The organism is Geomesophilobacter sediminis (assembly GCF_016458275.1).
GTDB lineage: Bacteria > Desulfobacterota > Desulfuromonadia > Geobacterales > Geobacteraceae > Geomesophilobacter > Geomesophilobacter sediminis.
In genome coordinates, this window is sequence record NZ_JAEMHM010000001.1 from 288,320 (window position 1) to 314,349 (window position 26,030).

General features: G+C 59.2%; 13 protein-coding genes and 1 tRNA gene. 10 read left to right on the plus strand and 4 right to left on the minus strand.

Annotated features, from left to right (window positions below):
- Positions 1-92 precede the first annotated feature (92 nt).
- A complete protein-coding gene (locus JFN93_RS01235) occupies positions 93-8,144 on the minus strand; it encodes an MBG domain-containing protein (protein WP_199382155.1) in 8,052 nt (2,683 codons plus the stop codon).
- 247 nt (positions 8,145-8,391) lie between these two features.
- Between JFN93_RS01235 and metK the strand changes: the two genes are divergently transcribed.
- Positions 8,392-9,561: a methionine adenosyltransferase gene (gene metK, locus JFN93_RS01240; RefSeq protein WP_199382156.1), complete on the plus strand. Its 1,170-nt coding sequence runs from the start codon at positions 8,392-8,394 to the stop codon at positions 9,559-9,561.
- 178 nt (positions 9,562-9,739) lie between these two features.
- Here the strand turns inward: metK and JFN93_RS01245 are convergent, their stop codons facing one another.
- Positions 9,740-10,441, minus strand: coding sequence for a response regulator transcription factor (locus JFN93_RS01245; protein WP_199382157.1), 702 nt, complete (start codon positions 10,439-10,441; stop codon positions 9,740-9,742).
- A 3-nt stretch (positions 10,442-10,444) separates the two neighbouring features.
- Positions 10,445-11,401, minus strand: coding sequence for a sensor histidine kinase (locus JFN93_RS01250; RefSeq protein ID WP_199382158.1), 957 nt, complete (start codon positions 11,399-11,401; stop codon positions 10,445-10,447).
- Between the two features lie 272 nt (positions 11,402-11,673).
- Between JFN93_RS01250 and JFN93_RS01255 the strand changes: the two genes are divergently transcribed.
- The 9 genes from JFN93_RS01255 (at position 11,674) to JFN93_RS01295 (ending at position 23,603) form a co-directional block, all read left to right on the plus strand.
- Complete coding sequence (locus tag JFN93_RS01255; protein WP_199382159.1) at positions 11,674-12,822, plus strand: NAD(P)H-dependent flavin oxidoreductase; 1,149 nt, start codon at positions 11,674-11,676, stop codon at positions 12,820-12,822.
- Positions 12,823-13,053: 231 nt separating this feature from the next.
- Positions 13,054-13,965 carry an ArsR/SmtB family transcription factor gene (locus JFN93_RS01260; RefSeq protein WP_199382160.1) on the plus strand — a complete coding sequence of 304 codons (912 nt, stop codon included), beginning with the start codon at positions 13,054-13,056 and terminating at the stop codon, positions 13,963-13,965.
- Between the two features lie 184 nt (positions 13,966-14,149).
- Positions 14,150-15,541: an adenosylhomocysteinase gene (gene ahcY / locus JFN93_RS01265; RefSeq protein WP_199382161.1), complete on the plus strand. Its 1,392-nt coding sequence runs from the start codon at positions 14,150-14,152 to the stop codon at positions 15,539-15,541.
- Positions 15,542-16,355: 814 nt separating this feature from the next.
- Positions 16,356-16,430 (plus strand) — tRNA-Gly (locus JFN93_RS01270).
- A 602-nt stretch (positions 16,431-17,032) separates the two neighbouring features.
- Positions 17,033-17,797, plus strand: a complete 765-nt coding sequence (locus tag JFN93_RS01275; RefSeq protein WP_199382162.1) for a PEP-CTERM sorting domain-containing protein — start codon at positions 17,033-17,035, stop codon at positions 17,795-17,797.
- A 708-nt stretch (positions 17,798-18,505) separates the two neighbouring features.
- Complete coding sequence (locus JFN93_RS01280; RefSeq protein ID WP_199382163.1) at positions 18,506-19,177, plus strand: hypothetical protein; 672 nt, start codon at positions 18,506-18,508, stop codon at positions 19,175-19,177.
- A 402-nt stretch (positions 19,178-19,579) separates the two neighbouring features.
- Positions 19,580-20,425 (plus strand): site-2 protease family protein, encoded by an 846-nt coding sequence (locus tag JFN93_RS01285; RefSeq protein ID WP_199382164.1) that lies wholly within the window; start codon positions 19,580-19,582, stop codon positions 20,423-20,425.
- A gap of 176 nt (positions 20,426-20,601) precedes the next feature.
- Complete coding sequence (locus JFN93_RS01290) at positions 20,602-22,263, plus strand: Ig-like domain-containing protein (protein WP_199382165.1); 1,662 nt, start codon at positions 20,602-20,604, stop codon at positions 22,261-22,263.
- Positions 22,264-23,045: 782 nt separating this feature from the next.
- Positions 23,046-23,603, plus strand: a complete 558-nt coding sequence (locus JFN93_RS01295; protein WP_199382166.1) for a hypothetical protein — start codon at positions 23,046-23,048, stop codon at positions 23,601-23,603.
- A gap of 788 nt (positions 23,604-24,391) precedes the next feature.
- On the opposite strand, the gene JFN93_RS01300 is transcribed toward JFN93_RS01295, so the two are convergent.
- Positions 24,392-25,921 carry a sigma-54-dependent transcriptional regulator gene (locus JFN93_RS01300; RefSeq protein ID WP_328753301.1) on the minus strand — a complete coding sequence of 510 codons (1,530 nt, stop codon included), beginning with the start codon at positions 25,919-25,921 and terminating at the stop codon, positions 24,392-24,394.
- Positions 25,922-26,030: the final 109 nt, after the last annotated feature.

Below are 26,030 nucleotides of genomic sequence, written 5' to 3' on the forward strand. Positions count from 1 at the left end.
CCTATGCGGACCCCCGCTGTGGGAGCGCCTTTCCCGGCGCGATGCGCGCCACGGCGCGCCGGGCTTTTGCCCTCCTGCGGGCCTTCCCCATCCTAGAACCCGGTCAGCCCCACGATCTTGCGCAAAAGGACCAACACGTCCCCGACGTCGATGTTCCCGTCCGGCTTGGAAACCCCGTCGAGCACCGGCGCCAGGTCGGCCCGCGCCCGGGCCGCGTCGGTCACCGGGGCGAGCCCCAATGCCATCCGGAGCACCAGCGCCGCGTCGGCGACATCCACCAGGCCGTCCCCGTTCAAATCGCCCAGGATGAGGTCGGCACGGATCAGGTTGCGCCGCGCGAACCCGGTGCTCCCGTTCCCGTCGGTGACGGTGGCCTTCACCCGGTATTCACCCGCGGTGTCCAGCGCGATCGCCTGCTGGAAGGTGCCGCCGGTGACGGCCGGGTGGTAACTGGTCCCGTTCACCTCCAGAAGAAGAGTGATCGGCGCCGTCCCGCTCGCGGTCCCCTTGAGCATGACCGAGGGTTGCTCGGTCCGGACGTCGCACCCCGGATCGTTGATGGAGATCTCGGGGCCGCCGGGAACCAGCGCCACGCTGCGCTTCACCTGGCTGGTCTGCCCGTCCCGGGTGGCGATGACCCGGATCGTGTTCACCCCCTGGACCAGGGTCCCCGATGCCGCAAAGCTTCCCGATGCGTCGACGGCCAGAGGCTGCAGGGTGGTGTCGTTCAAGACCAGGGCTGCCGTGGTCCCGGGGGCGACCTTGCCGGCGATCGGGAAGGTGGCGTTGCCGGTCATGCCGTTGTCCGGCGGCAGGGAAAGTTCGATGGCCGGCGCGCTGGCATCGTAGGTGATCGTGCGGCTGTCGGTGCTGCGGTTTCCGGCGCCGTCGCGCGCGGTTACCGAGACCAGGTTGTCGCCACTGGTGAGGGGGACCGCCCCGCTGAAGAGCGCCCCCTGGTCGGTGTAGTCGCGGTCGTTGATGGTGAGCCGCTCGATCCCGGAGGCGTCCGCGGTGAGCCCTTCCACGTTGAGGACCGGGGAGGCGGTGATCGCGCCGAAGGGGAGGGTGGAGAGGGCGACCAGCGGCGGCACCCCTTCCTGGACCACGGTGAGCGGCTGCGAGACCGCCAGTGCCGGCTCGTAGTTGCCGTCTCCGGCCTGGGTGGCGGTGAGGACCGCCGTCCCGACCCCGGTCAGGGTGACCACCTTTCCGGCCACCGTGGCGACCTCGGGATTGAGGCTGCGGAAGGTGATCGGGAGCCCGCTCGACGCGGTGGCGCTGATCGGGAAGGGGGGATCTCCCATTACTTTCTGGCCCGGGGTGGAGAAGGTGATCTGCTGTCCCCCTTTGTGCACCACGATCGTCTGCGAGGCGTCCGGGGCGGGAGTGACGTCGCCGCTTCCGGTCTGGGAGGCGGTGACGGTGGCGCTCCCGGCGCCCACGATGGTGATGACGTTCCCGTTGATCCGTACCACGTTGGTCGACGAGCTGGCGAAGGTGAGGTTCAGGCCGGAGCAGGCGAGGGCGACGATCTGGAACGGCGGGTCGCCGTAGGTCCGGTCCTGAAGGGGCGGAAAGACGATCTCCTGGCAGCTCTTGATCACGTTGAGCCGGCCGTTTTGCAGGATGAAGGTGTAGTTGCGCGCGGTCAGGCTCCCCAGTCCGGTGACGATGTCGTAGCTTGCCACCGGGCTCAGCTCGGCGGCATCGGTTTGCAGGGTGCAGGCGCCGGAGATCGCGCCCATCCCCTCGCCCAGGACAAACCCGGTGTAGGTCGCGGTGAGGGCGGGGTTGGCGGTCCGGTAGGCACGGGTCTTGTCGTCGGCGCGCACGGTGAGGGGAGCCTTGTTGACCGTGAAGCTCCGGGGAATGTCGCCGGCCGGGTTGTAGGTGCCGTTCCCCCCCTGGCTTGCGGTGATGGTGGTGGTCCCGGCCCCGGTGATGTGGATCCCGTCGCCGACGACGGTGGCGACGGTCGGGTCCGAGCTCGTGTAGGTGACCGGCAGCCCGCTGGTGCTGGTCCCCCCCGGCGGGAAGTCCGGGTCGCCGTAAGTCTTGGTCGGCAGCGGCGGGAAGTCGGTCGTCTGGTCCAGCCGTTTGGTGGTGAAGGGGACGTCGTTGCCGTAGGCGGTCCCCATGACGTTGGTCGCGAAGCCGCGCACGTGGTAGACGGTCCCCGGGGCCAGTCCGGCGAGGTCTAAGGTGAAGCTCCCGACACCGTCACCCGCGTGGAGGCAGTTCCCCGACCGATCCGGGTTCGCGGCCAGCCCCCAGCAGATGCCGCGGTCGGTCGGAGGATAGTAGTTGGGATAGACCGTGGCGCCGGAGGTGAGCCCGGTGGCGGTCAGGTTGCTGATGGCGGCGGTCTCCAGAAGCGGCAGGAACGCGCCGGAGACGATCCAGTTGGAGGCGGCGCCGTCCAGGGCGAAGTTGGCAAGGGCGCCGGCGGCGAGGTTCCCGGTCCGCTCCGGCGCGGTGGCAAAGGCGGCGTTGGCAAGACCGGCGCCCCCCTCGTCGAAATGGAAGTAGCCGGCGAGGCTCGGCTCGTCCAACGGGTCGACGATCTGGGAGCCGGCGGCGCGGATCTGGTCGCGGCTGCGGGGCTCGCTCCAGATGCGGGTCTCGTCCAGTTCCCCCTTGAAGAAGTGCTGCCCGGTGCCGTCCACGCCGAGTTTCAGCTCGGCGCCGTTTTGGATGGTCCCGGCGAGGCCGGTCACGTCGGCGGTGGCTTCGACCCTGCCGTCGAAGTAGAGCTGGGCGGTGTGGGCGGTCCGGTCGACCACCAGGGCGACCTGGTGCCACCGGCCGTCGTCCAAGGGGCTGGTCCCGAGAAGCCCCTGGGGGACCCCGACGCTCGCCGTGCCGTCGCCGATCTCGGCGCCGATCCGGTTCCGGCTGATCACGAGCTGGTACCCGTTGAGCGGAGCCGAGCCGTCCCCCTTGGCGAGGATGCCGGTGCCGTCGGGCTGCGGGCCGTCCAGGTGGAGCCAGGTCTCGATGGTGAAGCTCGTCCCGGCGGGGAAGGCCAGGCGCGGCGCGTCGGCGACCCGCAGCGTGTCGTCGATCCCGTCGAAGCCGAGTCCGTTCCAGGGGGGCGGGTGGACCAGCAGTTGCCGGGTGACGCTTTGGGCCGCATCCCACACGGCATCGCCGGGCTGGGATGCGGTGATGTCGGCGGTCCCCGGTGCCACGACGCGGATCTTCCCGTTGACCACCGCCGCGACCGTTGGGTCCGAACTGGTAAAGCTCACCGGCAGGCCGCTGCTGGCGGTCGCCGGCGGGACGAAATCGCCGTCGCCGTAGGTCTTGGCGCGCAGCGGCGGGAAGTCGATGGTCTGCTCCCCGGTGGTGACGGTGAGGATGCCGTCGACCAGGGTGTAGCTGTAGTTGGGGTTGTTGATACCGCCGATGGCGACGCTGATCGGGTAGGTGCCCGCCGGGCTGTTCTGATCGGCGGTGGTCGACAGGGCGGGGGCGCCACCGAGGGCTGCCGCGGTGTCGCCGTTGACCAGGCCGGTGATGGTCGCGGTGAGCGGCGGGTTTGCCGTGCCGGCCCCCCTGGATTTGGCATCGGCCCGGATGGTGAGCGGGGCCGTGGTGACGGTAAGGGACCCTCCGACCAGGTTGAAGCTGTAGTTGGCGGCGCCGAGGTTCCCGGCGGCGACGGCGATCGGGTAGCTCCCCGGGGGAGTCGCCGCGGCGGCGCCGGTGGAAAGGAGCGGTGCCCCGCTGAGCGCCGCGGCGGTGTCTCCGTTCAAGAAACCGGTGTAGCTTGCCGTGAGGGTCGGATTGGTCCCCCCGTAGGGGCGGGACTTGGCATCGGCGGTGATGGTGAGGACCGCCTTGTCGACGGTGAGGGTGCCGTTGACCGGGGTGAAGCTGTAGTTGGCGGCGGACAGTGCCGAGGCGTCGGCCACGATGGGGTAGCTGCCGGCCGGGCTCGCCGGGGTCGCCGGCGTGGAGAGGGTGGGCGCGCCGGTGAGCACCGCGGCGGTGTCGCCGTTGACGAAACCGGCGTAGCTTGCCGTGAGGGGCGGATTGGACCCGCCGTAGCCGCGCGACTTGTTGTCGGCGCTGACGGTGAGCGTCGCCCTCCCCACGGTAAGAGTTCCGGCGGCCGGGGTGAAGCCGTAGTTGGCAGCGGTCAGGGTGCCGAGGGCGACGTCGATCGGGTAGGTGCCGGGGGGACTTGCCGCCACGGCCGCGGTCGACAGTACCGGTGTCCCGCTCACCACCCCGGCGGCGCTCTCGCCGTTGACAAACCCGGTGTAGCTCGCGGTGAAGGCCGGATTGGCCCCCCCGTAGCTGCGGGTGGCGTCGTCGGCCCGGACGGTGAGGGTGGCCTTGGAGACGGTGAGCGTCCCGGGCACCGCGTTGAAGTCGTAGTTGGCGGCGGCAAGGCTCCCCTGGGCGATGCCGATGGGATACCCCCCGATCGCCGATGTCGCCCCGGCGCTGCAGGTGAAGCTGGGCGCGCCGCTGAGGACGGCCTGGGTCTCGCCGTTGACGAACCCGGTGTAGCTTGCGCTGAAGCCCGGATTGGCGACCCCGTAACTGCGGCTGGCGTCGTTGGCCCGCACGGTGAGGGGCACCTTGGTCACGGTGAGGGTCGCCCCGACGAGGTTGAAGCTGTAGTTTGCCGCCGAGAGGGTGCCCGCGGCGATGGTGATCGGGTAGTTCCCGGCAATGCTGGAGCCGGACGCGGCGCAGGAGAGGACCGGGACACCGGATACCACGACGGTGGTGTCGCCGTTCACCAACCCGGCCGGGTCGAGGTGCCAGGCGAAGGAGGGATTGGCGGCGCCGTAGGCGCGGCTTGCGTTCTCGGCGCTGACGGTCAGCCCCTTCCTGGTGACGGTGAGGGTCCCGTTCGCCGCAGCGAAGCTGTAGTTGGGGGCCGACAGCGCGCCGAGCCCCGCGGTGATCGGGTAGCTCCCCACCCCGCTGCTCGGGTCGGCGACCGTGCCCAGGGTCGGGGCCCCGGAGATGAGGGCGGCGGTCTCGCCGTTGACGAACCCGGAGTAGGTGGCGCTGAAGGCGGGATTGGCGTCGCCGTAGGTCTTGGTCGCGTTGGCGACGTTGACCGTGAGGACCGCCGGTGCGACGGTAAAAAGCACCGGCACGGGCGGCGCGGCATCGAAGACGTCGCTTCCCCCCTGGCTGGCGGTGATGGTGGTACTCCCCGCCTTGAGGATGTGAATCCTGCCGGCAGCGTTCACCGTGGCGACGCTGGGGTCGGAGCTTGCGTAGCTGACGGCAAGCCCGCTGGTCGCGATGGCCCCGGCATTGAAATCGGCATCGCCATAGTTTTTCGGCGGCAGTGCGAAGTGGATGGTCTGGTCCAGCTTGGTCGTGGCGACCACCCGCGATACGTTGGGCGCGGGCTCATAGGTGTCGTTGCCGTCCTGCATGGCGGTGATGACGGCGGTCCCCGGGACCCCCATCAGGTGCACCATCCCGTTGACGATGGTCGCGATGCTGGGATCGGAACTCAGGTAGGTGACCGGCAACCCGCTGCTCGCGGTGGCCCCGGGGTCGAAATCCGGAGCGTTGGGAAGCTTCAGCGGTATCTCCGGGAAGGTGATGGTCTGCGGGAGCCGGTTCACCGTGTACAGGCGCACCGGTTGGTAGATGGTCCCCTGCATGGTGCGGTCCCCGACCTGCGTGTACCCCTTGGCCCGGATGTAGTGGTGGTGCCGGGAGGGGAAGGCGAGACCCGAGAGCGACCATCCCCCGGCGATCCGGGTGGCGTCGCCGATCCAGCTCCAGTTGGTGCCGTCGGCGGACTCTTCGACGGCGACCCGCCAAAGCTCGGCGTCGCTGCCGGAGCGCATCCAGCGCACCTCGGTGCCGTCCGGGGCCACGGTGAGGCGGTCGTAACTGCTGCCGTTGGCCATCCGGGTGAAATAGGTGTTGCCGGCACCGTTGATCGTGCTGTAGTTCCCGCCGATCAGCATCTTGCCGTCGGGCTGCAGGTTGATCGTCGCGACGACCGGATACTGAGCACCGACCCCTGCGGCATCCGCCACGAAATCCTGGTCCAGGGTGCCGTCCGGGTTGAGCCGGAGCACGCAGCTCCGGGCATAGGAGACCCCGTTGACCCTGATGGTGAAGAACCTGCCGTAGAGGAGGATCTTGCCGTCGGCCTGCAGCGTTCCTCCATACAGCCACCAGTCCGTGCCCACCCGGAAGGTCGGATCGAGGCTGCCGTCGGCATTCAGGCGCAGCGCATTGCCCAGCTCTCCGCCGAACGGGTCGTCGAATACCCCCAATGCGATGTACTTCCCATCGGCGGTCATGAGCAGTTGGAAAACCGGTGTCGGATCGCCCCGGGGTACCGCATCGTCGTTGGGGGCATAGCGGATCACCGGCAGCCGCGAGTTGAAATCGTCATCCGGGGAACCGTCGGGGTTCAGTCGCTTGATCTTGCCGGTAAACGACCCGGTGATGATGATCTTCCCGTCCGGGAGAAGGTTGATGCCGTAAACGGCGGCATCCAGGGTCGGGGGGTGGAAGGTGTGGTCGATGTTCCCGGAGAGATCCATTCGGACCAGGTTGATGTAGGTTTCGCCGTTCACCTGGTCGAAGGTCCCCCCGACCAGGAGTTTTCCGTCGCGCTGCAGCGCCATCGTGTTGACGCCGGTGGAAACCGGCGCCGAGGAGTACAGGAGCGCCGGGGCGAAGGTCGGATCCATCGCGCCGGTGTTCGGATCGACTATGGCGATGGCGTGCTGCTGGATGCCGGTCGGGTAAGGACCGTTGATGTACCAGTACATCCCCGCCGCGACGATCCGTCCGTCCGGCAGCGGGATGGTCGACGTCATCATGCTGTTCAGATCCGGATTGAAGACGGGGTCCAGGGACCAATCGGGTTTCAGCTTGGCGATGCGGTCCCGCTGGGTGCCGTCCACCTTGAGGAGGTACCCGCCGATGACCATCTGCTCGTCGGGGAGGAGGAACTGGGTGTACACCCCGGAGGTCACCACCTCGTTCAAGGTGACGGAAACATCCGCGTCGGGCTGCCCGCTGGGATAGTAACGGGCCAGACCGTACTGCGGGGTCCGGGTGCTCCCGACCGTGATGATCTTGCCGTCGCTTTGCAGGATGACGCAGGAGAGCCACGTCCCCGTTTCGGTGGGACCGGCGAGACCGGTTTCGACGACGCCGGTGCGGGTGATACGGGCGAGCTTTTGGATAGCGGTGCTGCCGATGCCGGTGAAGGTGCCGCTGACGACGATCCTTCCGTCCGGCTGCACCGCGATGGAGGCGAAGCCGTTTCCGTACGGGTCCTGGATCGGGACGTTGAAGGTTTGATCGACGTTGCCGCTTTGATTGAGCCGGGCGAACGGTCCGCGGGGAATCCCCTGCACCTGGGTGAAGAACCCCGAGATCAGGATACTCCCGTCGTCTTCCAGGGCGAGGACGGAGACCTCGTTGTCGACGTCGGGGGCAAACGCGGCATCGATGGTCCCGTCGGCGTTGAGCCGGCCCAGGTAGTTGCGCGGCACCCCGTCCAGCATCGTGAACGCCCCAGCGACCAGGATCTTGCCGTCCGGCTGCAGCACGACGGTGTCGAGCCAGGAGTCGGTCCGGGCCAGGAACTGCGGGTCGATGCTCCCGTCGGCAAGGAGCCGCACCACGTTGCGCGGGCCGCTGCTGTCGTTGAAGTCCCCCCCCGCGATGAATTTCCCGTCGGGGAGGGCGGCGAGGCCAAAGATGCCCCCCCACCCGGGGTCGATCAGGCCGCTGGGATCGAACGTGCTGTCCAGGGTGCCGTCGGCGTTCAGCCGTGCCAGAAAGCTGCGCGGGGTGCCGCCGACGGTGGAAAAGCTGCCGTAAATCATGATCCTGCCGTCGCTCAAGGGGAGCACCCCCGACAGGGGCCAGTCCGTGGTCAGTTTGGTGAAGGTGCTGTCCCGGGTACCGTCGGGATTGAGCCGGAGCAAGAAGCCGTACCCGTCGAACCCGTTATATGCGGTGACCAGGATCTTCCCGTCCCGCTGGACGGCGGCCGCAAACGGTGTCTCCCGCATCTCGTCGATTACCGGCTTGAACCCGTCGACGACGGCCGCCCCGAAAAGGGGCGCCGGGAGCAACGACAGCAGCACGACCAGTGCCATCAGGCACCACCTCTGGACCATGGCGTTCCTCCGCTAATGAGATCCGTAGCAGGCGAAAAAATGAGCCAAGTTTAACGGAGATTGAATTTGTTTCAATTAATGAACTTGTTCGGGGGCGCGAATCTGGAACAACGAGGGGGGAAAAGGTGCTGGCACAAGAGGTTGGGCGGATTTAATCCGTTGACAAAGCAACACGTGAAGTTATAGAATCCCCCGTTTCTTGAACAGCATCGACTCACCTATCAATAACGTTTGGGGGATTCACTACATGGAAATGAAGGATTACATCTTTACCTCCGAGTCGGTTTCGGAGGGTCATCCGGACAAGGTCGCGGACCAGGTCTCTGACGCCATTCTCGACGCCATTCTCGCCCAGGACCCGAAGTCCCGGGTCGCTTGCGAAACGCTGGTTACGACCGGCATGGCGGTGATCGCCGGTGAGATCACCACCAACGCCATCGTGGATTACCCCAAGATCGTTCGCGAGACCATCAAGGAGATCGGCTACAACGATTCGGCCATGGGTTTCGACTGGGAGACCTGCGCCATCCTGACCTCCATCGACAAGCAGTCCCCGGACATCTCCCAGGGCGTAACCGAAGGGGAGGGGCTGTTCAAGGAGCAGGGGGCCGGTGACCAGGGGCTCATGTTCGGCTTCGCCTGCAACGAGACTCCGCAGTTGATGCCGATGTCCATCCTGCTCGCCCACCAGCTCGTGGAGAAACTTTCCAACGTGCGCAAAAGCGGCGTGCTCGACTTCCTCCGCCCCGACTCCAAGTCGCAGGTCTCGATCAAGTACGTCGACGACAAGCCGGTCCACGTCGATACCGTGGTCATCTCCTCGCAGCACACCCCCGAGGTCTCCTACGAGATGATCAAGGAAGGGATCATCGAGGAAGTCGTGAAGAAGATCATCCCGGCGCATCTCATGGACGCCAACACCAAGTTCCTGATCAACCCGACCGGGCGTTTCGTCATCGGCGGCCCGATGGGCGACTGCGGTCTGACCGGCCGCAAGATCATCGTCGACTCCTACGGCGGGCACGGCGCGCACGGCGGCGGCGCCTTCTCCGGCAAGGACCCCTCCAAGGTGGACCGTTCCGCGGCCTACATGGGGCGTTACGTGGCCAAGAACCTGGTTGCCGCCGGGCTGTGCGACAAGTGCGAGGTGCAGGTAGCCTACGCGATCGGCGTCGCCGAGCCGGTTTCCGTCATGGTCGACACCTCCGGTACCGGCAAGATCCCGTCTTCGCGCATCTCCGAGATCGTGCGTGAAGTCTTCGACCTGCGTCCCCGCGCCATCACCGAGACCCTCGACCTGCTCCGTCCGATTTACCGCAAGACCGCGGCGTACGGCCACTTCGGCCGCGAGCTCCCCGAGTTCACCTGGGAGCGCACCGACAAGGTCGACATCATCCGGCAGAAGGCAGGGCTGTAACAATGAACCATGAGACAATGAGACAATGAACAATCAAGACAAGCGGTTGTTCATGCTCATTGAGCGTTGATTGACGTAGTAATAGAAAGGGCCGGTTGGCAGATGCCAAACCGGCCCTTTTCTATGTTGCTGTCTTTTTTCGAGAGTACCATCCCTCTCGTTTCATCGTTTCATCGTTTCATTGTCTTTTGAACCTATACCCCACCCCTCTCACGGTCTGGAAATAGATCGGGTGGCTCGGCTCGGGCTCGAAGTACTTGCGCAGCCGCACGATGAAGTTGTCCAGGGTCCTCGTCTCGGCGTCGGTTGAGTACCCCCACACGTTTTCCAAAAGCACGCTGCGCGGGATCGCGTCCCCTTCGCGCTGGAAAAAAAGCGAGAGCATCCGCACCTCCAGGTCGGTCAGGTCGATCTCCCCCTGGGAGGTCCGGGCCCGGTAGGAGAGGAGAAATACCTCGTTCTCTCCGAAGCGATACCCCTCCTCCACCGGCTCGGGACGGTACCACGACGAGCGGCGCAGCATCCCGGAGACCCTGAGCAGGAACTCCTTCAGGTTGAACGGTTTGGCGATGTAGTCGTCGGCTCCTTGGGCAAGCCCGGCGATCCGGTCGCTTTCGTCGCCGCGTGCGGTCAGCATCAGGATCGGCACCCGCGCGTCCAGGGTGCGCACCTCGCGGCAAACCTGGTAGCCGTCGATCCCCGGCAGCATGACGTCGAGGATGATCAGCTCGAACCGCTCGACCTTCACCTTCTCCAGGGCCTCCTCGCCGCTTTCCACGTGGCTTACCAGGTAACCTTCCTGCTCCAGGTTGAAGGTGATCCCGCGGGCGAGATGGATCTCGTCCTCCACCAGGAGTATTTGCGGTTTCTCTTCCGACATGCGTTATCCTCGCTGCTGCTGCCCGGTCGCTTGGGGCAGGATGATCTGGAAGGTGCACCCCTTGCCGGGGCCCGGGCTCGCCACGCTGACCTTTCCACCGTGCGCCGTCACCACCGATCTCACGATGTAGAGACCCAGGCCGGTGCCGCGGATGTTCTCCCCCGGGGTCCGCACCCGGTAGAAGATCTCGAAGATCCGTTTTTCCTCCCCTTTGGCGAGCCCCTTGCCGTTGTCCTGGATGTCGAGCTGACAATGCCTCCCCATCCGTTTCAGGCTCACCCGGATCTCCGGGGAGACCGGCGAGTACAAAAGGGCGTTTTCCAGGAGGTTGCGCAGCGCCATCTCCATCCCCTCGACGTCGATAACGGCGAAAATGCCCGGTTCGACGTCGACGGTCAGCTTTCCCCCCTCCGGAAGGTCGCTTTCCTTCTGCTGCATGTAATCGGTGATGAAGCGGGAGAAGTCGATCCGCTTCGCCTTTTCCCCCAGTTGGCGGAACTCGATGCGGGTTGCCATGAGGAGGTTGCTCGCCAGGTGGTTGAGCCGCTCGGTATCGGACAGCATCGTATCGACGAAGGCCTGGAGCTTTTCCGGCGGCAGGTTGCGAAGCTTTACCGTCTCGAGGTGGAGCTGGATCGAGGCGAGCGGCGACTTGAGCTCGTGGGTGAGCTGCGAGATGTAGCTGCGCTGCTGCAGGTAGAGCTTCGCCTGGCGTCGCCAGTAGACGAAGATGACGTAGACCCCGATCAGGATGGCCACCAGCATCAATAGCCCCTCGACGAGGACCAGCCACTCCATCCCCTTGGTCACCAGTTCCGGCTTGTAGCGCAGCGCGAGTTCCCGGAAGTCGTGACTGCGACCGATGAACCAGTAGACCCAGAACACGACCACGACGACCCAGAGAAGCTGGATGCCGATGAGTGCAAGGATCGGATTGGACAGTCTTTTATGGAGTTTCATGCCACCTCTGTAGTTGTTTGCGGCGTGGTTTGTCAATACTTTTAATAGGACTTGATACGCCACCTCTCCCGCCGGGAGGGAAAAAGGGGGCGGGGGAAGCTGCCCCGGAGCGACAAATGTGTCGACTCCGCCCCCTCCCCAGGTTCGCCTGCATCCGTTCCATATCACTGACCTAACGAGACAATTCCCACTTTTACATTTCTATTACAAAGAAGATTCCCCAACTCTGCTATGTTAACGTCGTCCTTTCACAGGTAAGAAGGAGGTCGGAAATGCTGCAGCCGTTGCGAATTGGAAAACACGAAGCACGCTACCCCTTGATCCAGGGTGGGATGGGAGTCAGGATTTCCGCCGGGTCGCTTGCCGGGCACGTCGCCAAGTGTGGCGGCGTCGGCCTTGTCGCATCGCCGGGGGTCGCCCTGCAGGGGGAAGCCTTCGACGGGAAGAACTACCGGCAGGCGGACATGCTGGCCCTGAAGGAGGAGATCAGGAAAGCCTACGAGATCGCTCCCGACGGCATCATCGGCGTCAACGTCATGGTGGCCCTTTCCGATTTCGAGGAGCTCGTGCAGGCCGCGGTGGAAGCCGGGGCGAAGGTCCTGGTCTGCGGCGCGGGGCTTCCGATGACCCTCCCGGGGCTGACCCAAGACGCCCCCGACGTTGCGCTGGTTCCCATCGTCTCCTCGGTGCGCGCGGCACAGCTCATTGCCAAGAAATGGGACAAGTCCTACAACCGGCTTCCCGACGCGGTCGTCGTCGAAGATCCGGACACCGCCGGCGGTCATCTCGGCGAGAAACTCGAGAACATCGGTAACGGCGAATATGACCAGTACGCGACCGTGCGCGGCGTGAAGGAATTCTTCCGCAGCGAGTACGGCCTCGACATTCCGGTGATCGCGGCCGGCGGGATCTGGGACCGCGCCGACGTGATGAACGCCCTGGCCCAGGGGGCGGACGGAGTCCAGATGGCCAGCCGCTTCGTGCCGACCGTCGAATGCGACGCCGACGACGCCTTCAAGCAGGCCTACCTTGACTGCAAGAAAGAGGACATCGGCCTGGTGATGAGCCCCGCCGGCCTTCCCGGCCGCGCCATCGTCACCAACACCGAGGCGATTACCCAGTACGACCGGGACGAGAAGACCCCCTGCAGCTACGGCTGCCTGAAAAAATGCTCTTACAAGGAGAGCCGGGAGCGCTTCTGCATCGTCAAGGCCCTGGACCGCGCCCACCGCGGCGAGATCGAGCACGGCCTGGTCTTTTGCGGCACCAACGCCTGGAAGGCGGACCGGATCTGCACCGTCCAGGAGATCTTCGACGAACTCTTCGCCGAAGAGGCCACCGAAGAGGCCACCGAAGAGGTCACCGAAGTGGTCACCGAAGCGGTCGCCGAAGAGTGCCCGTCCGAATGCGAAGCCGCCTAGCCTGACCTGGTACCTCTTTCGCCATAGCGTCCCCTCTCCTTCAAGGGTCGCGCGCGTCAGCGCAAGATCGCGACGGACAGGGTGAGGATGGGGTCCCCGTCCATACCGATAAAAAGTTCCCCCTGCCGGCCACGCGCTCCAGGGGGTTCTTTTTTACCTAAAGTTCTTGATCCTCTCTGCCGAATATGTTAAATCAAGAAAACTTGATATAACAAAGCATCGGAACTTGATATGCTCGACCTCTTCAAAGCCCTGGCTGATCCCTGCCGCCTCCGACTGGTGGCGGTGCTTTTGCGCGGTGAGTTCACCGTGCAGGAGCTGACCCGCATCATGGGGATGGGGCAGTCGCGCATCTCGCGGCACCTGAAGATCCTCGCCGAAGCGGGGGTCCTGTCGGTGAAGCGCCAGGGAACCTGGAGCTACTATCGGATCGGCGAGGCAAACGCCTTCTTCGGCGCCATCCGTGCCGCCTTCGAGCGGGAACTGGAAAGCCTACCCAACCGCCAGGAAGATCTGGCCGCCCAGGCCCAGGTGCTTGAGGAGCGTCGCCGGCGCAGCTTCGAGTTTTTCGACCGGCACGCCCGGCAGTGGGACGACCTGGCCCGGACCCTCCTCCCGGTACCCGAGTACCAGGAGCGCCTCTTGAGCGAGGTCCCCGGCGGTTCAACCGTGCTGGAGGTGGGGGTCGGGACCGGCGGGCTTTTGCCGGAACTGGCCGCGCGCGCCGAGCGGGTGATCGGGGTGGACCATTCCCCGGCCATGCTCGAGGAAGCCCGTCATCGGCTGAACGGCACCGGCAAAATCGAGCTCCGCCTGGGCGAGATGACCCATCTCCCCATCTCCGATGGCGGCGCCGGGTGCGTGGTGGCCAACATGGTATTGCATCACGCCGCCGAGCCCGTGGCGGTCTTAAAAGAGATGGTGCGCGTCCTGGCTCCCGGCGGGACGCTCCTGATCGCCGATCTGGCCCGCCACGAGCGGGAATGGGTTCGCGAGCAGCTCGCCGACCAGTGGCTCGGTTTCGGCGAGGAAGAGCTGAACGAGTGGACCCATGCCGCCGGCCTGACCTCCGTTGCGGTGGACCGCATCCCCGGAGCCGAAGGGCAGGAAACGGTCCTCCTGGTCCGGGCCGTAAAACGATAATGAGCCCCGCTTCCGGATCCACCCGGGGCGGGCCGCCCCAAAAATGTCGGAACCGGCCCTGCGGAACGGCCGGAAATGGAACTGTCGGGGCGCAGGATGCTGCGCCCGTTAAACCCGCTCGTTTTGATGCAAAACATCCCACAATCTCTGTGCCTCAGTGGCAAAACCAAGAAAGGAGAAAGAAATGGCAGATTACATCGTAAAAGACCTCTCGTTAGCGGATTGGGGCCGTAAGGAAATGATCATCGCCGAGACCGAAATGCCGGGCCTCATGGCGATCCGCGAGGAATACGCGAAGAGCCAGCCGCTCAAGGGCGCCCGCATCGCCGGCTCGCTGCACATGACCATCCAGACCGCAATGCTCATCGAGACCCTCACCGCCCTGGGCGCCGAGGTCCGCTGGGCTTCCTGCAACATCTTCTCGACCCAGGACCACGCCGCCGCGGCCATCGCCGCCGCCGGCATCCCGGTCTTCGCCGAAAAGGGCGAGACCCTGACCGAGTACTGGGAGTACACCCACAAGATCTTCGAGTGGCACGACGGCGGCTTCCCGAACATGATCCTCGACGACGGCGGCGATGCGACCCTGCTGCTGCACCTCGGCTCCGACGCCGAGAAGGACCCCTCCGTCATCGCCAACCCGACCTGCGAGGAGGAGGAAGTTCTTTTCGCCGCCATCAAGAAGCGCCTGGCGACCCATCCCGGCTGGTACACCAAGGCAGCCGCCGGCATCAAAGGCGTGACCGAAGAGACCACCACCGGCGTGCACCGTCTCTACCAGATGGCCGAAAAAGGGAAGCTCAAGTTCCCGGCCATCAACGTCAACGACTCGGTCACCAAATCCAAGTTCGACAACATCTACGGCTGCCGCGAGTCCCTGATGGACGGCATCAAGCGCGCCACCGACGTGATGGTGGCCGGCAAGGTCGCCGTCATCTGCGGCTACGGCGACGTCGGCAAAGGGTGCGCCCAGGCGATGCGCGGCCTCCAGGCCCAGGTCTGGGTGACCGAGGTCGACCCGATCTGCGCCCTGCAGGCGGCGATGGAAGGCTACAAGGTCGTGACCATGGAATATGCCGCCGACAAGGCCGACATCTTCGTCACCACCACCGGCAACATCGACGTCATCACCCACGACCACATGAAAGCGATGAAGCACAACGCCATCGTCTGCAACATCGGGCACTTCGACAACGAGATCGAGGTCGCCAAGCTGCGCCAGTACAAGTGGGAGAACATCAAGCCCCAGGTCGACCACATCATCTTCCCGGACGGCAAAAGGATCATCCTTTTGGCCGAAGGGCGCCTGGTAAACCTGGGCTGCGCGACCGGACATCCGTCCTTCGTCATGTCCTCCTCCTTCGCCAACCAGACCCTGGCGCAGATGGAGATCTTCACCAACCCCGGCAAATACCCGGTCGGCGTCTACACCCTGCCGAAGGAGCTCGACGAGAAAGTGGCCCGCCTGCAGCTGAAGACCCTCGGCGCGATGCTGACCGAGCTGACCGACGCCCAGGCCGCCTACATCGGCGTGAAGAAAGAAGGTCCGTACAAGTCCGAGCACTATCGGTACTAAGAAGCGAAGCACACCGCAGAGGACGCGAAGGCGCGCGGAGGAAAACCTTTTTTCTCTGGTGTCATCCTCCGGGTCTCTGCTTGAAGAAAAAAAGGAGGGCGTCGGTGCAATCACCGGCGCCCTTCTTCTATTCGCAAGGATGAACAGGATGCTCTGTTCCTCCATGACCTCTGTGGTTCATGATCGACAGGCAGGTCCTACAGCATTTCAGCTTTTATCCCGTTCATCCTGTCCATCCCTGTTCAAATACGTACGGCTTTCCTATGTGTTTCCCGTGCCCCGCTGAGGTTAAGGTTTGCCGGTTTTTTCCTTGTCTTCTTCAGCGTTATTCCTTTGTCCCCGGGACCCCGAGGTGCAAGCCGGCGACATTCACGTAGCGACCCCGAGCCGCGGCAGCACGTACTTCTGCAGGACCACCCAAACCACCAGAAACCCGCCCATTACCAGGATATCTTGCATGACTAACCTCCGTGCCCCCGAGGATAGCAAACATATCGCTTTTTGCATATCTAAAAAACGAAATAGGCCAAGCAAAGCCGAACCACAGAGGAGCACGGAGGAACACAGAGGGAATCCTCTTGACGCTGCTGTGGGCTCACCGCCATCCAAGACTGCTTTACCGACGACAATGGCCTACGCTGCAGGAGCGACATTCCTGTCTCGAAGTATCAAACACCAAAGGGGGCAGGGGATTTGCTTCCCAGTTTGGTCAAAAACCGAGCGATTTAAATCGAGCCCCTGGTTCCCAGTCCCTAATCCCCATTTTTATCGTTGACTTACAAAATGGGATTTGCTATAAACGGAGACTCGTTGAGCGGGAATAACTCAGTGGTAGAGTGCAACCTTGCCAAGGTTGAAGTCGCGGGTTCGAACCCCGTTTCCCGCTCCAAATAACTAACAAAGGCCAAGCTCAAAAAGCTTGGCCTTTTTATTTTGTGATTTTTCAGCTGTATCTGACTCAACGGTGTCATCCTCCTGATCACTCCTCTCTTAAGAGAAGCCCCCTCCGATTTATTTGGTGCACTCAGCAGTTCCTGTTGCCGAAGTGACGGTGGCTTTGAGGTCGACGTCGCCGCGATTCGCCATCAGGATGTGTCCCTGGTATCAGAGTTTCCCCACTTTGAGCTCCCCGTTTTTTCGGATAATGTGCAATCAATGTGGATTTGTGTGCGCCCGGCTGAAAAAACGGTGCATTCATCGGTCTTCGTCGGCGAAGGTAGCGCCCTTTCCACTTTGCCGGCGCATTATGCGACAGCATAAATTCGATGTCATTTCGGCGTGCTGCGTCGGATTGGAAATTTTAGCCCTCCAATTTGTTGCAACCCTTGGTCTCCAATTTGCCAGGTGCGGAACCATAAATGTGGCCACTTATCGGTTTGTCCGATGGTATTCATCGATAACGGGCGTGTTGGTATTGAAGTTGCGGATACTTCCTCAAACGGCATCGGGTGCACGTGAAACGTGCCAACAATTGCGATCAAGGGAGGAAGTATGCGTCGGTTCGAAATGATGATGGCTGTATTGGGAGTTGTGGTGTTGATCGGAGTCCAATCCGCGCAGGCAACGACATTTGGCTTCAGCGACATCTATTATCTGGGGAATAAGACCGCTTATTCGACGGATTTTCCTGGAGCGACTGGCAGTACCGGCAATAGCAACAGTCAGGGATGGTACCAGGAGACCAATCCCAGCCCCATAACCATCACCAAGTTGAGTAACGGGAGCGCCGCCCCCGGCGAATACGTTGAGGGAACCAATCAGGAACTCGCGCTGTTTGGTTGGCAGGGTGCCAACAGTAACAGCAAGTTAGGACCGATGGGGAGTGTATTCAACCTCAACAACCCTACCTACGGGACCAACACCTACTTCCGTTATACCGTAGGTGGCGCAACCACCCCCTTCACCTTCAACGGATTCGACCTGCGCGGTCCTTTCAGTTCCGCAAACCTGGCTTTCACCCTGCAGGGGTACCTCGGAGGCAAACTGGTCGATTCGGCCCTACTCAACGTAACTGGCAATACTTTCGAGACTTTCAACGAGAACTGGCGGAATGTCGATACCATTGAAATCGTTTCTACGTCATCCCTGCCGGTGAACTGGGGCTCCGGCACGCTCTACATGGATAATGTCAGGATTAATGACAGCGTCCCCGCGCCGGTGCCGGAGCCGAGTACCGTGGCGCTTCTCAGTGCCGGTCTTTTTAGCCTGGCGATTTTCGGAAAGAGGCGGAGGAACGTACTCGTTCAGAGCGCCTGATTGAGACGACAGCGTCGGCGGCATTGACGCCGCCCTCCGGCGGCACGAGAAAAACCGCGCCCAGTCTCAAGGAGCCCGCTCCAAATAATAACGAAAGGGTCCAGACCATCCCGGTCTGGACCCTTTTTGCGTATGACCTTCGTAGTCTACCCGGTCCATCCGAGTTCCCTTCACCCGTCCCTCCCGCGGTTCCCCTATGCTGTTGGACATTCTCGATTTTCGTCAGGAGGCGTTAGGCCTTTGGAAAGAAATCATGCTTTTGGAGAGAAAACGAAACTTTCCGAACACGAAATGACATTTCCCGATCTGAAAATGACACTTCAGGATTTGAAATGACACTTTCGGATTTGAAAACGACACTTCAGAAATTGAAATGACATTTTCGGAACAGAAAACGTCATTTTCCGCATCGAAAATTTCACTTCGCGAAATAAAACGTCACTTTCGAAAAATAAACATCACTTTCCGACCCAAAAGCACCTTTCCGGTGCTTGTTGGTAAAAGCTGACGCAGCTTTCCCCTCCCCTGAAAGACGCACTCCTCAGAGCAGTTTTGTAACCTTTCAACTTCATAAGAACAAATTAGAAACCTCTTGAAATTACAGGGTCTTTGCGTTAGCTTCACGCATCAAACCCCTGTTATTGCACAGTGTTGGTAAACCATTCCAATGTAGTGACACCATCGGGTGAGGATAAAGAGGAGCGACCAGTGACCAAGATAATCGCATGTTTTTGTACCGTTTTACTGCTCGCAGCATGCGGTTCTAGTCAGAATGCTGCTCCGTCCGTTGCCGTCGTAGATATCTCGCCAGCTTTTTTCAATTACACCTCATCTGCCGTCCTGAGCGCTGCGAAGGCAGGATTGCCCTTTTGGGTCGGAACCATCGGCAACGAATGGGCAGACTTTGGTTTCCAAAGCCAAGATGAAGTTGCCTTTGCACAACTTGGCGGGCCATATCCTGTCTTTGTTCTCAAAAACGCTGGCAAAAGCAATCAGTCCATAGCCGCCACGGACCAATGGGAGTTTCCCGTTACCGCCAACGATCAATATCGGTGCATGCTGACCATGGACAAGATCAACGGGGAGTGGGTTACCGCGAGCATCGGATCTGCGGGGTACGCCAAGGCGCTACAAACAACAGAAAACACTCATCCAGGGCTGAGCATCAAGAACAAAGCTATCCTCAGGGTCTTTGGATTCTCCTGTGGTTACTATGACATCCTGGCAATAAATCTCTCCGACCCCCAACCTTCTTTCCTTATGGTGGGCTCGGCAACATCCTTCGTTAATAAGCTGCCGCAATATGCCGCATGGGTCAATACCGATCCGGTACCCGTGCTGACGCTCGATGATCTCTACACGATATTTTCGAAGATGTAGGCAGAGGGTTGCGATCACCTGGAACACCGGCTTACAGTTGCAGAATGCATGAAACACATTTACGTGCTGAATGTGACATGGAAATAAGTATTGTGACCCCAGAAAGAACCTAAGCAAAAATCGATAAGTCCGCTTTGAAGTCCCCCTTTGCGAAGGGGGATTTAGGGGGATTTGCTTTTGAAGTGCAAAACGCAGATGCAGCCGTCGGATTGATATCCCAGTGGTTCCGATATTGCCTTCGCATTAAGGCGGCAGATCCAACCCAAAGACTGACAAAGGAAGCATATGCCCTGGAAATGTCCTGTTTGTGGTAACCCGGATAATCTGGACGACTCCCTGCGTTGTTCCTGTCAGTACGAGTTACGGACCGACCCAAGCCATCCGAATGCTGGTGAGTATTGGATGCGCGGAACGGTGGGGGACAAAGACGACTGGAACATCGGGACGGACGGCACGGCAACCGTTCCCATCACCACACCGCCGGAAGTTGCAAAGCCGAAACGCTCCGGCATCGTCGCCGCCCTCGCGGTCGCCGGGGCGGCCGTCCTGAAGGTGCTGAAACCGCTTCTGATCGGCTTGAAGTTTTTCAAGCTCGGTGCTGCCTTTAAAACCGGGCTCACCATGATTCTCAGCATGTGGGCCTATGCCATGACCTGGGGTTGGTCCTTTGCCGCGCTTTTCGTTCTTCTCCTCTTCATCCATGAAATGGGTCACGCTATCGCACTGAAAAAGTTCGGCGTGAACGCAGGCGCTCCCGTCTTCATCCCTTTTGTCGGGGCTTTCATTGCAATGAAAGAGATGCCGAAGGACGTGCGGGTGGAGGCGTGGACGGCGATGGCCGGACCGCTCGCCGGAACCGCCGGAGCCATCGCCTGCTGCGCCGTTGCCATTGCCCTGCACAGCAAATTGTTGGTGGCCGCCGCTTACTCCGGGTTCTTCCTCAACCTCTTCAATCTCATCCCGATCAGTCCCCTGGACGGCGGCCGCGTCGTTGCCGCCATCTCTCCCAGACTCTGGATCTTCGGCTTCATCGGCATCCTCCTGTTCTTCCTGCAGTCCTGGAATCCGATTCTGCTCATCATCCTCATCCCGGCCGGTCGCAACGTCTACAACCTTTGGAAAAAGAAGGACGCGGCACAATCCCAGTATTACGAAGTCGACCGAAAGACGAAGATCAAGATAGGTATTCTCTACTTCGCCCTCCTCGCGTTTCTCCCGTTGGCGATGGCGGTGACACATGTAAGGTAAGGAGCGAAATTGCGGTGAGAATATGCATTCGGTCCCTTCGAAGCGTTGTAATTGCATAATTACAAGCCTGACCCTGGCCTCTGGCCCCTCGGTAGGCTTAGGGCCGTACTGTGGATCGTGTCCAGCGTGTCTATCTCTCTCTGGTGGTGAAAAAATAAATATTCTAGAAGTTTTGGATGCATCTTGAGGTGTTTATGGGGGATAAAATTTTCAGATCGTTAGTCGCTTTGGCAGTGGCAATTTTTATGACTTCATGTGGTGCAGGAAGCGGAGGGGGAGACAACGGAGATCCAAATTCACCACGGCCACAAATCCAAGCAGTCATTCTTAGCTTCGATAATAGATCCAATAAAGGCAATATTCCAAATGTGAGTGTTGTTGTTAAGGACGGTGCCACAGGGGTAGACGTTACGGAGGCAGTTGTAACCGTTAATGACATGATTTTTGGTTACAATTCGGCACCAGGGCATGGTGCTTTTGAAGGAAACATCTCTATTTCTCCTGGTGATCCGGTTGTTCTCAAGGTGAAAATTGGCAAAACTACTTATTCCGCGTCCAGCACTCAATTTACTTCATATCCTATCCTCTCGGCCCCTGATGCGTGGCATAACGTATTACCGACTCCCGTTAGCTGGACTCAGGGAGATTCAGGAGCGGACTCTTGGTATAACCTGGCGATTCTTGATGCGCAGGACCCCTATGGTGTCATTGTCTGGCCCAAAAGCGATGGAACATATCTCTATCTAGATAAAGGAACCACTACCTACAGAATTTCTTCGGGAAGTCCATCCGTCGGGAATCGCCTTCTTTTTGCCGCTTTGGTCAGATATGTAGGGATATATGGAGCCTCTAGCGATTCAAAAATGTTTGTTGCTGGTGGTAGTACCAAGCCCATTACCGTTGTGGATGCTGCCCTGAAGTCCCTTTCAGTTACACCAACGAACTTGATGGTGCCATGGGGAGCTAAGCAGCAATTTCAAGCAACCGGAGTATTTGCAGACGACAGTGTGGCCGATGTTACCAATCAGGTCAAATGGGACACATCCTTTTACCGTCAGGAAAATACCGATAATGGGTTACTGACAGTTGAGGGCAATGGCGGGCAAGAAACCATTTCGGTTTCTGCGAACCAAGTTTTAGGCTCTACAGCAGTAACAGTACTGGCCCCGAGATTACGCTCGATCGTTATCTCCCCCGATAGTCGAACCGTGGTGCCCAACACCGTTCAGCACTTCACTGCCAACGGCTACTATGAAAATAATAGGTGGAAGGATATTACTAATTCGGTAACGTGGAGTTCGTCCAATACTCAAGTGGCCACCGTTGGAAACGACTCCGGCAACATTGGGCAAGCTACATTTCTCTCTACCGGGAACACGGCAATTTCTGCCACCTTGGAGGGGGTAACGCAGTCTGCGGCTTTGGCGGTCGTGCCCTTGCCGACATTCTCCGGCAGTTATGCCTACCTCCAAAGTGATACAGGAGATAACATAGGGCAAGGAGGTACTTATACCTTTACGGAGCAGAATGCCAGGTTCAGATATGACAGTGATACAGGTAATGGCATTCTTTCGTTTTCAATTGATGGGTCGCAGGATTCAGTGTCGGCCAACTTTTCCAGTGACAATATACTTAATAAATTTACTCTGGGACAGAGCCCTAACGTGGCAGTTACAATGAGTAGTAGGGGGTGTGAATTCGCTTCACGTTGGTATTATCTAGATAGTATCAGGTATACAAACAACAGTTATATATCCTCTGTTGATCTTCATTTTGTACAGCACTGTTATTACGATACGTCTCCAGCGCTTTACGGGTGGATTCATTTGGAACGTTGATTCTTAGATAATGATTTAGGCGTTGCCGGTCGCAGTAGTCTGAATCGGTGGAAGAAAAGCGCAAACAAGGGGGACATCCCATGTAATTATGCGTTTCTCCCAGCACCAACGCATGATTACATGGGCGTCCCCTTTTTTCTCACTTGGTTACGGCGCTAATGCATTCATCAGATTTTCCTGGCAATAACGGGTGTGATTCATGAAAACGACACTATTTTTTGCTGTTGTATATGTTCTAATTTTATTGTTTTCGGCGATTAGCGAAATAACCTACAAAAAACGAAAAATTAGTGAAGTTGCTACCGATTTTAAGTACATTGCTAAAAAAAGTGCAATTGCGCTTATCGTATTGCTGATATTCTCATATCTATACTATCTTTTGGGGGGGAAGTTTGAATGAATCAGATGGGCTAGTGAATCCACCAGTTCAACAACACCTACACGAAGTACACCTACGACAACGCGAACCGCTGACTGCTCTTGAAAAACCGTCTCTCCAACGCGGGAAGCCAAATAGCGACGCACTTCTACACCCTGGACGGCAACGGGAACCGGACCGGCGTCACCCAGACCATTCCCATCGGCCTCAACGTGGCCGCTTCGAATGTAGGACGGGTGCCTAGGACGGGTGCCAGATCTTGAATTACAAGGTTTTGTCTTAAAGTGATTTTTAAAGATCTGACACCGCGCCCCCTGCGATAACCTACACGAAAACATTTGGCTATTTCAGCATCATGCACAAATGACTTACCAGCAGGTCGATAAAACGGAGATACCATTCTATGTTGAATATTTTTTCTGCGACGGTCGTGTTCCTAAGAATTTTTGCAGGGTATCTCTTCCTCAACGCAGCTCTTACATCAGCTGGTTTTTTTGCCTTCATAGCAAAGCTTGGTGGCTCAGATCAAGGTTATAAAACTTATACAACGGTGACCGCACTCGGGACATTAGCGTTGTTATTGATAGGTTTTTTAGTTGTAATAAAGAGCAGAAAAATAGCTCACTTTATTACTCGTGACTTAGAAAATGATCTGATTGAATTTGACCAAACATCATATGAGGTATTACAAGCGGTTGGCTTTTCCTTGCTTGGTGTTTACGTCCTCCTCCATGCAATTCCATTCACAGTAAAAATATTGGCATCCTACGCGTTTCCCGCACCAACTAACAAATACGACGTTTTTGTTACCCCTTCAGGCTATAAAACAAAGGTCCCCTTACCCGACATTCTTGAAGACCTCACTCAGATTGGGCTAGGTGCGTGGCTCCTGTTTGGCTCGAAGAAGATAACCATTGCTCTGAAGCAAACGTGGGCAAAAGGAAAGACACTAGGAAGTTAGACCGACGACTGGTCGGGGCAATGAATGCCAACTATTAGGGAAAAGTTTAGATTGGCTAGAGGTATGAATGATATGCCCCAAATGCAAAGCTGAATATCGAGATGGGTTCTTCACTTGCTCTGACTGCCAAGTGGACTTGAGAAAACAGGGGGACGCCCATGAAATTATGCCTTTCTCGTTGCATCAACGCATAATTCATGAGCGTCCGTTCGCAGTAACAACTGCTTATCTAGCAGGTTAAAGTCCTGTCTGGGGAATTATCCGTTCATCCCGGTAGCTCAAGGGAGCGGCGTTCTGGTAACAGAGGGTCGTAAGGTCCCAATTGGCAAAGCGGTCCACCTGATGGGACGTTGTTAAGATTTTAAGATTCCTAAGGTCGTTGGCGGAGACGCCGCGCTGGAGGCTAGAAGAGCGAACGGCCGAACAGGAAGAAGACCCTGATCAGCCGTTTGTTTCCGAAACACGGGCGTGTAGCTTTTCCGCATTTTTCATTGGAATCTGCGAGAACTTAAAATCTTGACAACGTCCCTCTGATTCTGGCGCCTTCAGACAATTGAGGTCTACAACCAAAGTAGACCGGGGTGGATGTGTAAACAGTGCGGTTGGGAAACTCGGGTCAAACATACCTGACGCGGCAAATCGAAGGTCGGAATGGGGGGACGAGGAGAACACCCCTGAGGCGGGGTAGCGAGGTGGCAGGCTGATACGCGGACGAAGCGCACCAAGCAGGGGCTTTACTGTTTACCATTGGTTGCGAATAGTCACCAAACAAGACCCCCTGGAATATTCTAGCGGGCTTTTAAAAGTGCCAACCCCATCTGCACGTATTTCTTTGCAGTTCGACGGTCTAGATCTGTACGCCTAGAGACGTCCTCATACGTAGAAAAATGTTGGTAAAGTAAGCCGCAATAACCCGCGAGCAAACCCTCGGCATCTAAAGTTCCTTCTTTCATCCTTAAAACCAGCCAATCCGCAGCATCCTGCTTCTGCTTTTCCCCCTTCATCACTTGGTAGCGGCCGGTCAGAATGATCCGTTTCACGGCCTGTTCCAGTTCACGCACGTTCCCAGGCCAGTGATAATCCGGTCCCACGTCCCGCTTTAGGGCATTCTTGACAAGCTGTTTTTCCCTGTCAGAGGCCTCTCCTGCCAACCGGGAGAGGACACTGTCCAGAAGGTTGTCCATCTCCGCAGGTTCCTCTTGAAGCCGTTGACGCAGGGTAGGCAGGGTGATGACGTCGGAGCAGAGACGGTAGAAAAAATCTTCTCGGAATTTACCGGCCGTCAGCATGTCCTCGAGCGGTCGGTTGGTCGCGGCGACGATCCGCCCACTAAACCGCTTAGCTTCGTGGCTTCCAACTGGGAAGAAAATCCGCTCTTGCAAGACCTGCAGGAGCTTGATCTGTACGGGAGCACCGACGTCACCTATTTCGTCAAGAAAGATTACTCCATGGGGGGCACACCGACTGAATAGCCCTTCGTGATTTTCCACGGCACCGGTAAACGCACCCTTTCGGTGACCGAATAGCTCTGATTCGAGCACGCCTTCAGAGTACTGAGAGAGGTTTGTGGCGATGAAATTGCGGGTGAAGCTTTCGGTGAAACTGTTGGTGGCAGGGTTAAAAGGGATAAACCCGGAACGGCCAATGGCAGCGGCTGCAGCGCCTTTGCCAGTGCCAGTTTCGCCTAGGAGGAGAACGGAGAAGTCCTCCATCCGGTCCCAGAGGCGTGACTCGAACCACCGCATGTCATGTGTGAAAACGCAATCCCACAGGTGCTTTCTGAGTGATCGCATCGAGAGGGAACCGCCGACCAATCCGTTTCGGATAAAGTAAAACGCCCGTCGCAACTGATAGAAGACTGCAAAGAAACGAACGGCCTCCTCTTCAATAAAGCCGAACCCACCAAGGCCGTGCAATACCTCTTTAGCAAAAGAGACGCGGCTCGGGGAGTCGCCGCCCTTCAGTTGAGCCTGGATCAGTCGGTCGAAATTCTCTGTGTGACGGTGAAACAGGTGGAATAGAAAGACAGTCCGCAACACATCCCGCCGGCTCCCTTCGTAGCGCCGCAGATCGGCCTTGCCCTTACGTTGCATTTCGTTGATCCGCTGTTCGATGCGGATGACGACGGCTTGGAGTATTTCCTCGGCTGAGGAACCTGGAGCGGCACCGCCGATAACCACGTCAAGATCGTCCCGTATTTCCCCGAATGGGTTGGCGAATGCCGCCCGGGCCACCGTTTCAAAAAACGTCCACTCTGCAGTTCTATCTTTTTGGCTCCCCATGCATTTGATGTATAGGTAATATGCAAATAATGTCAATCAATAATTGATGGTATAGAAAGGCAAAGAGGCCTCACCCCAAAAAAGCGTTAAATATTAAATTGTTATCCAGTGAGAAGAATTCGGCACGATCCCTGTAAAAGCCAGA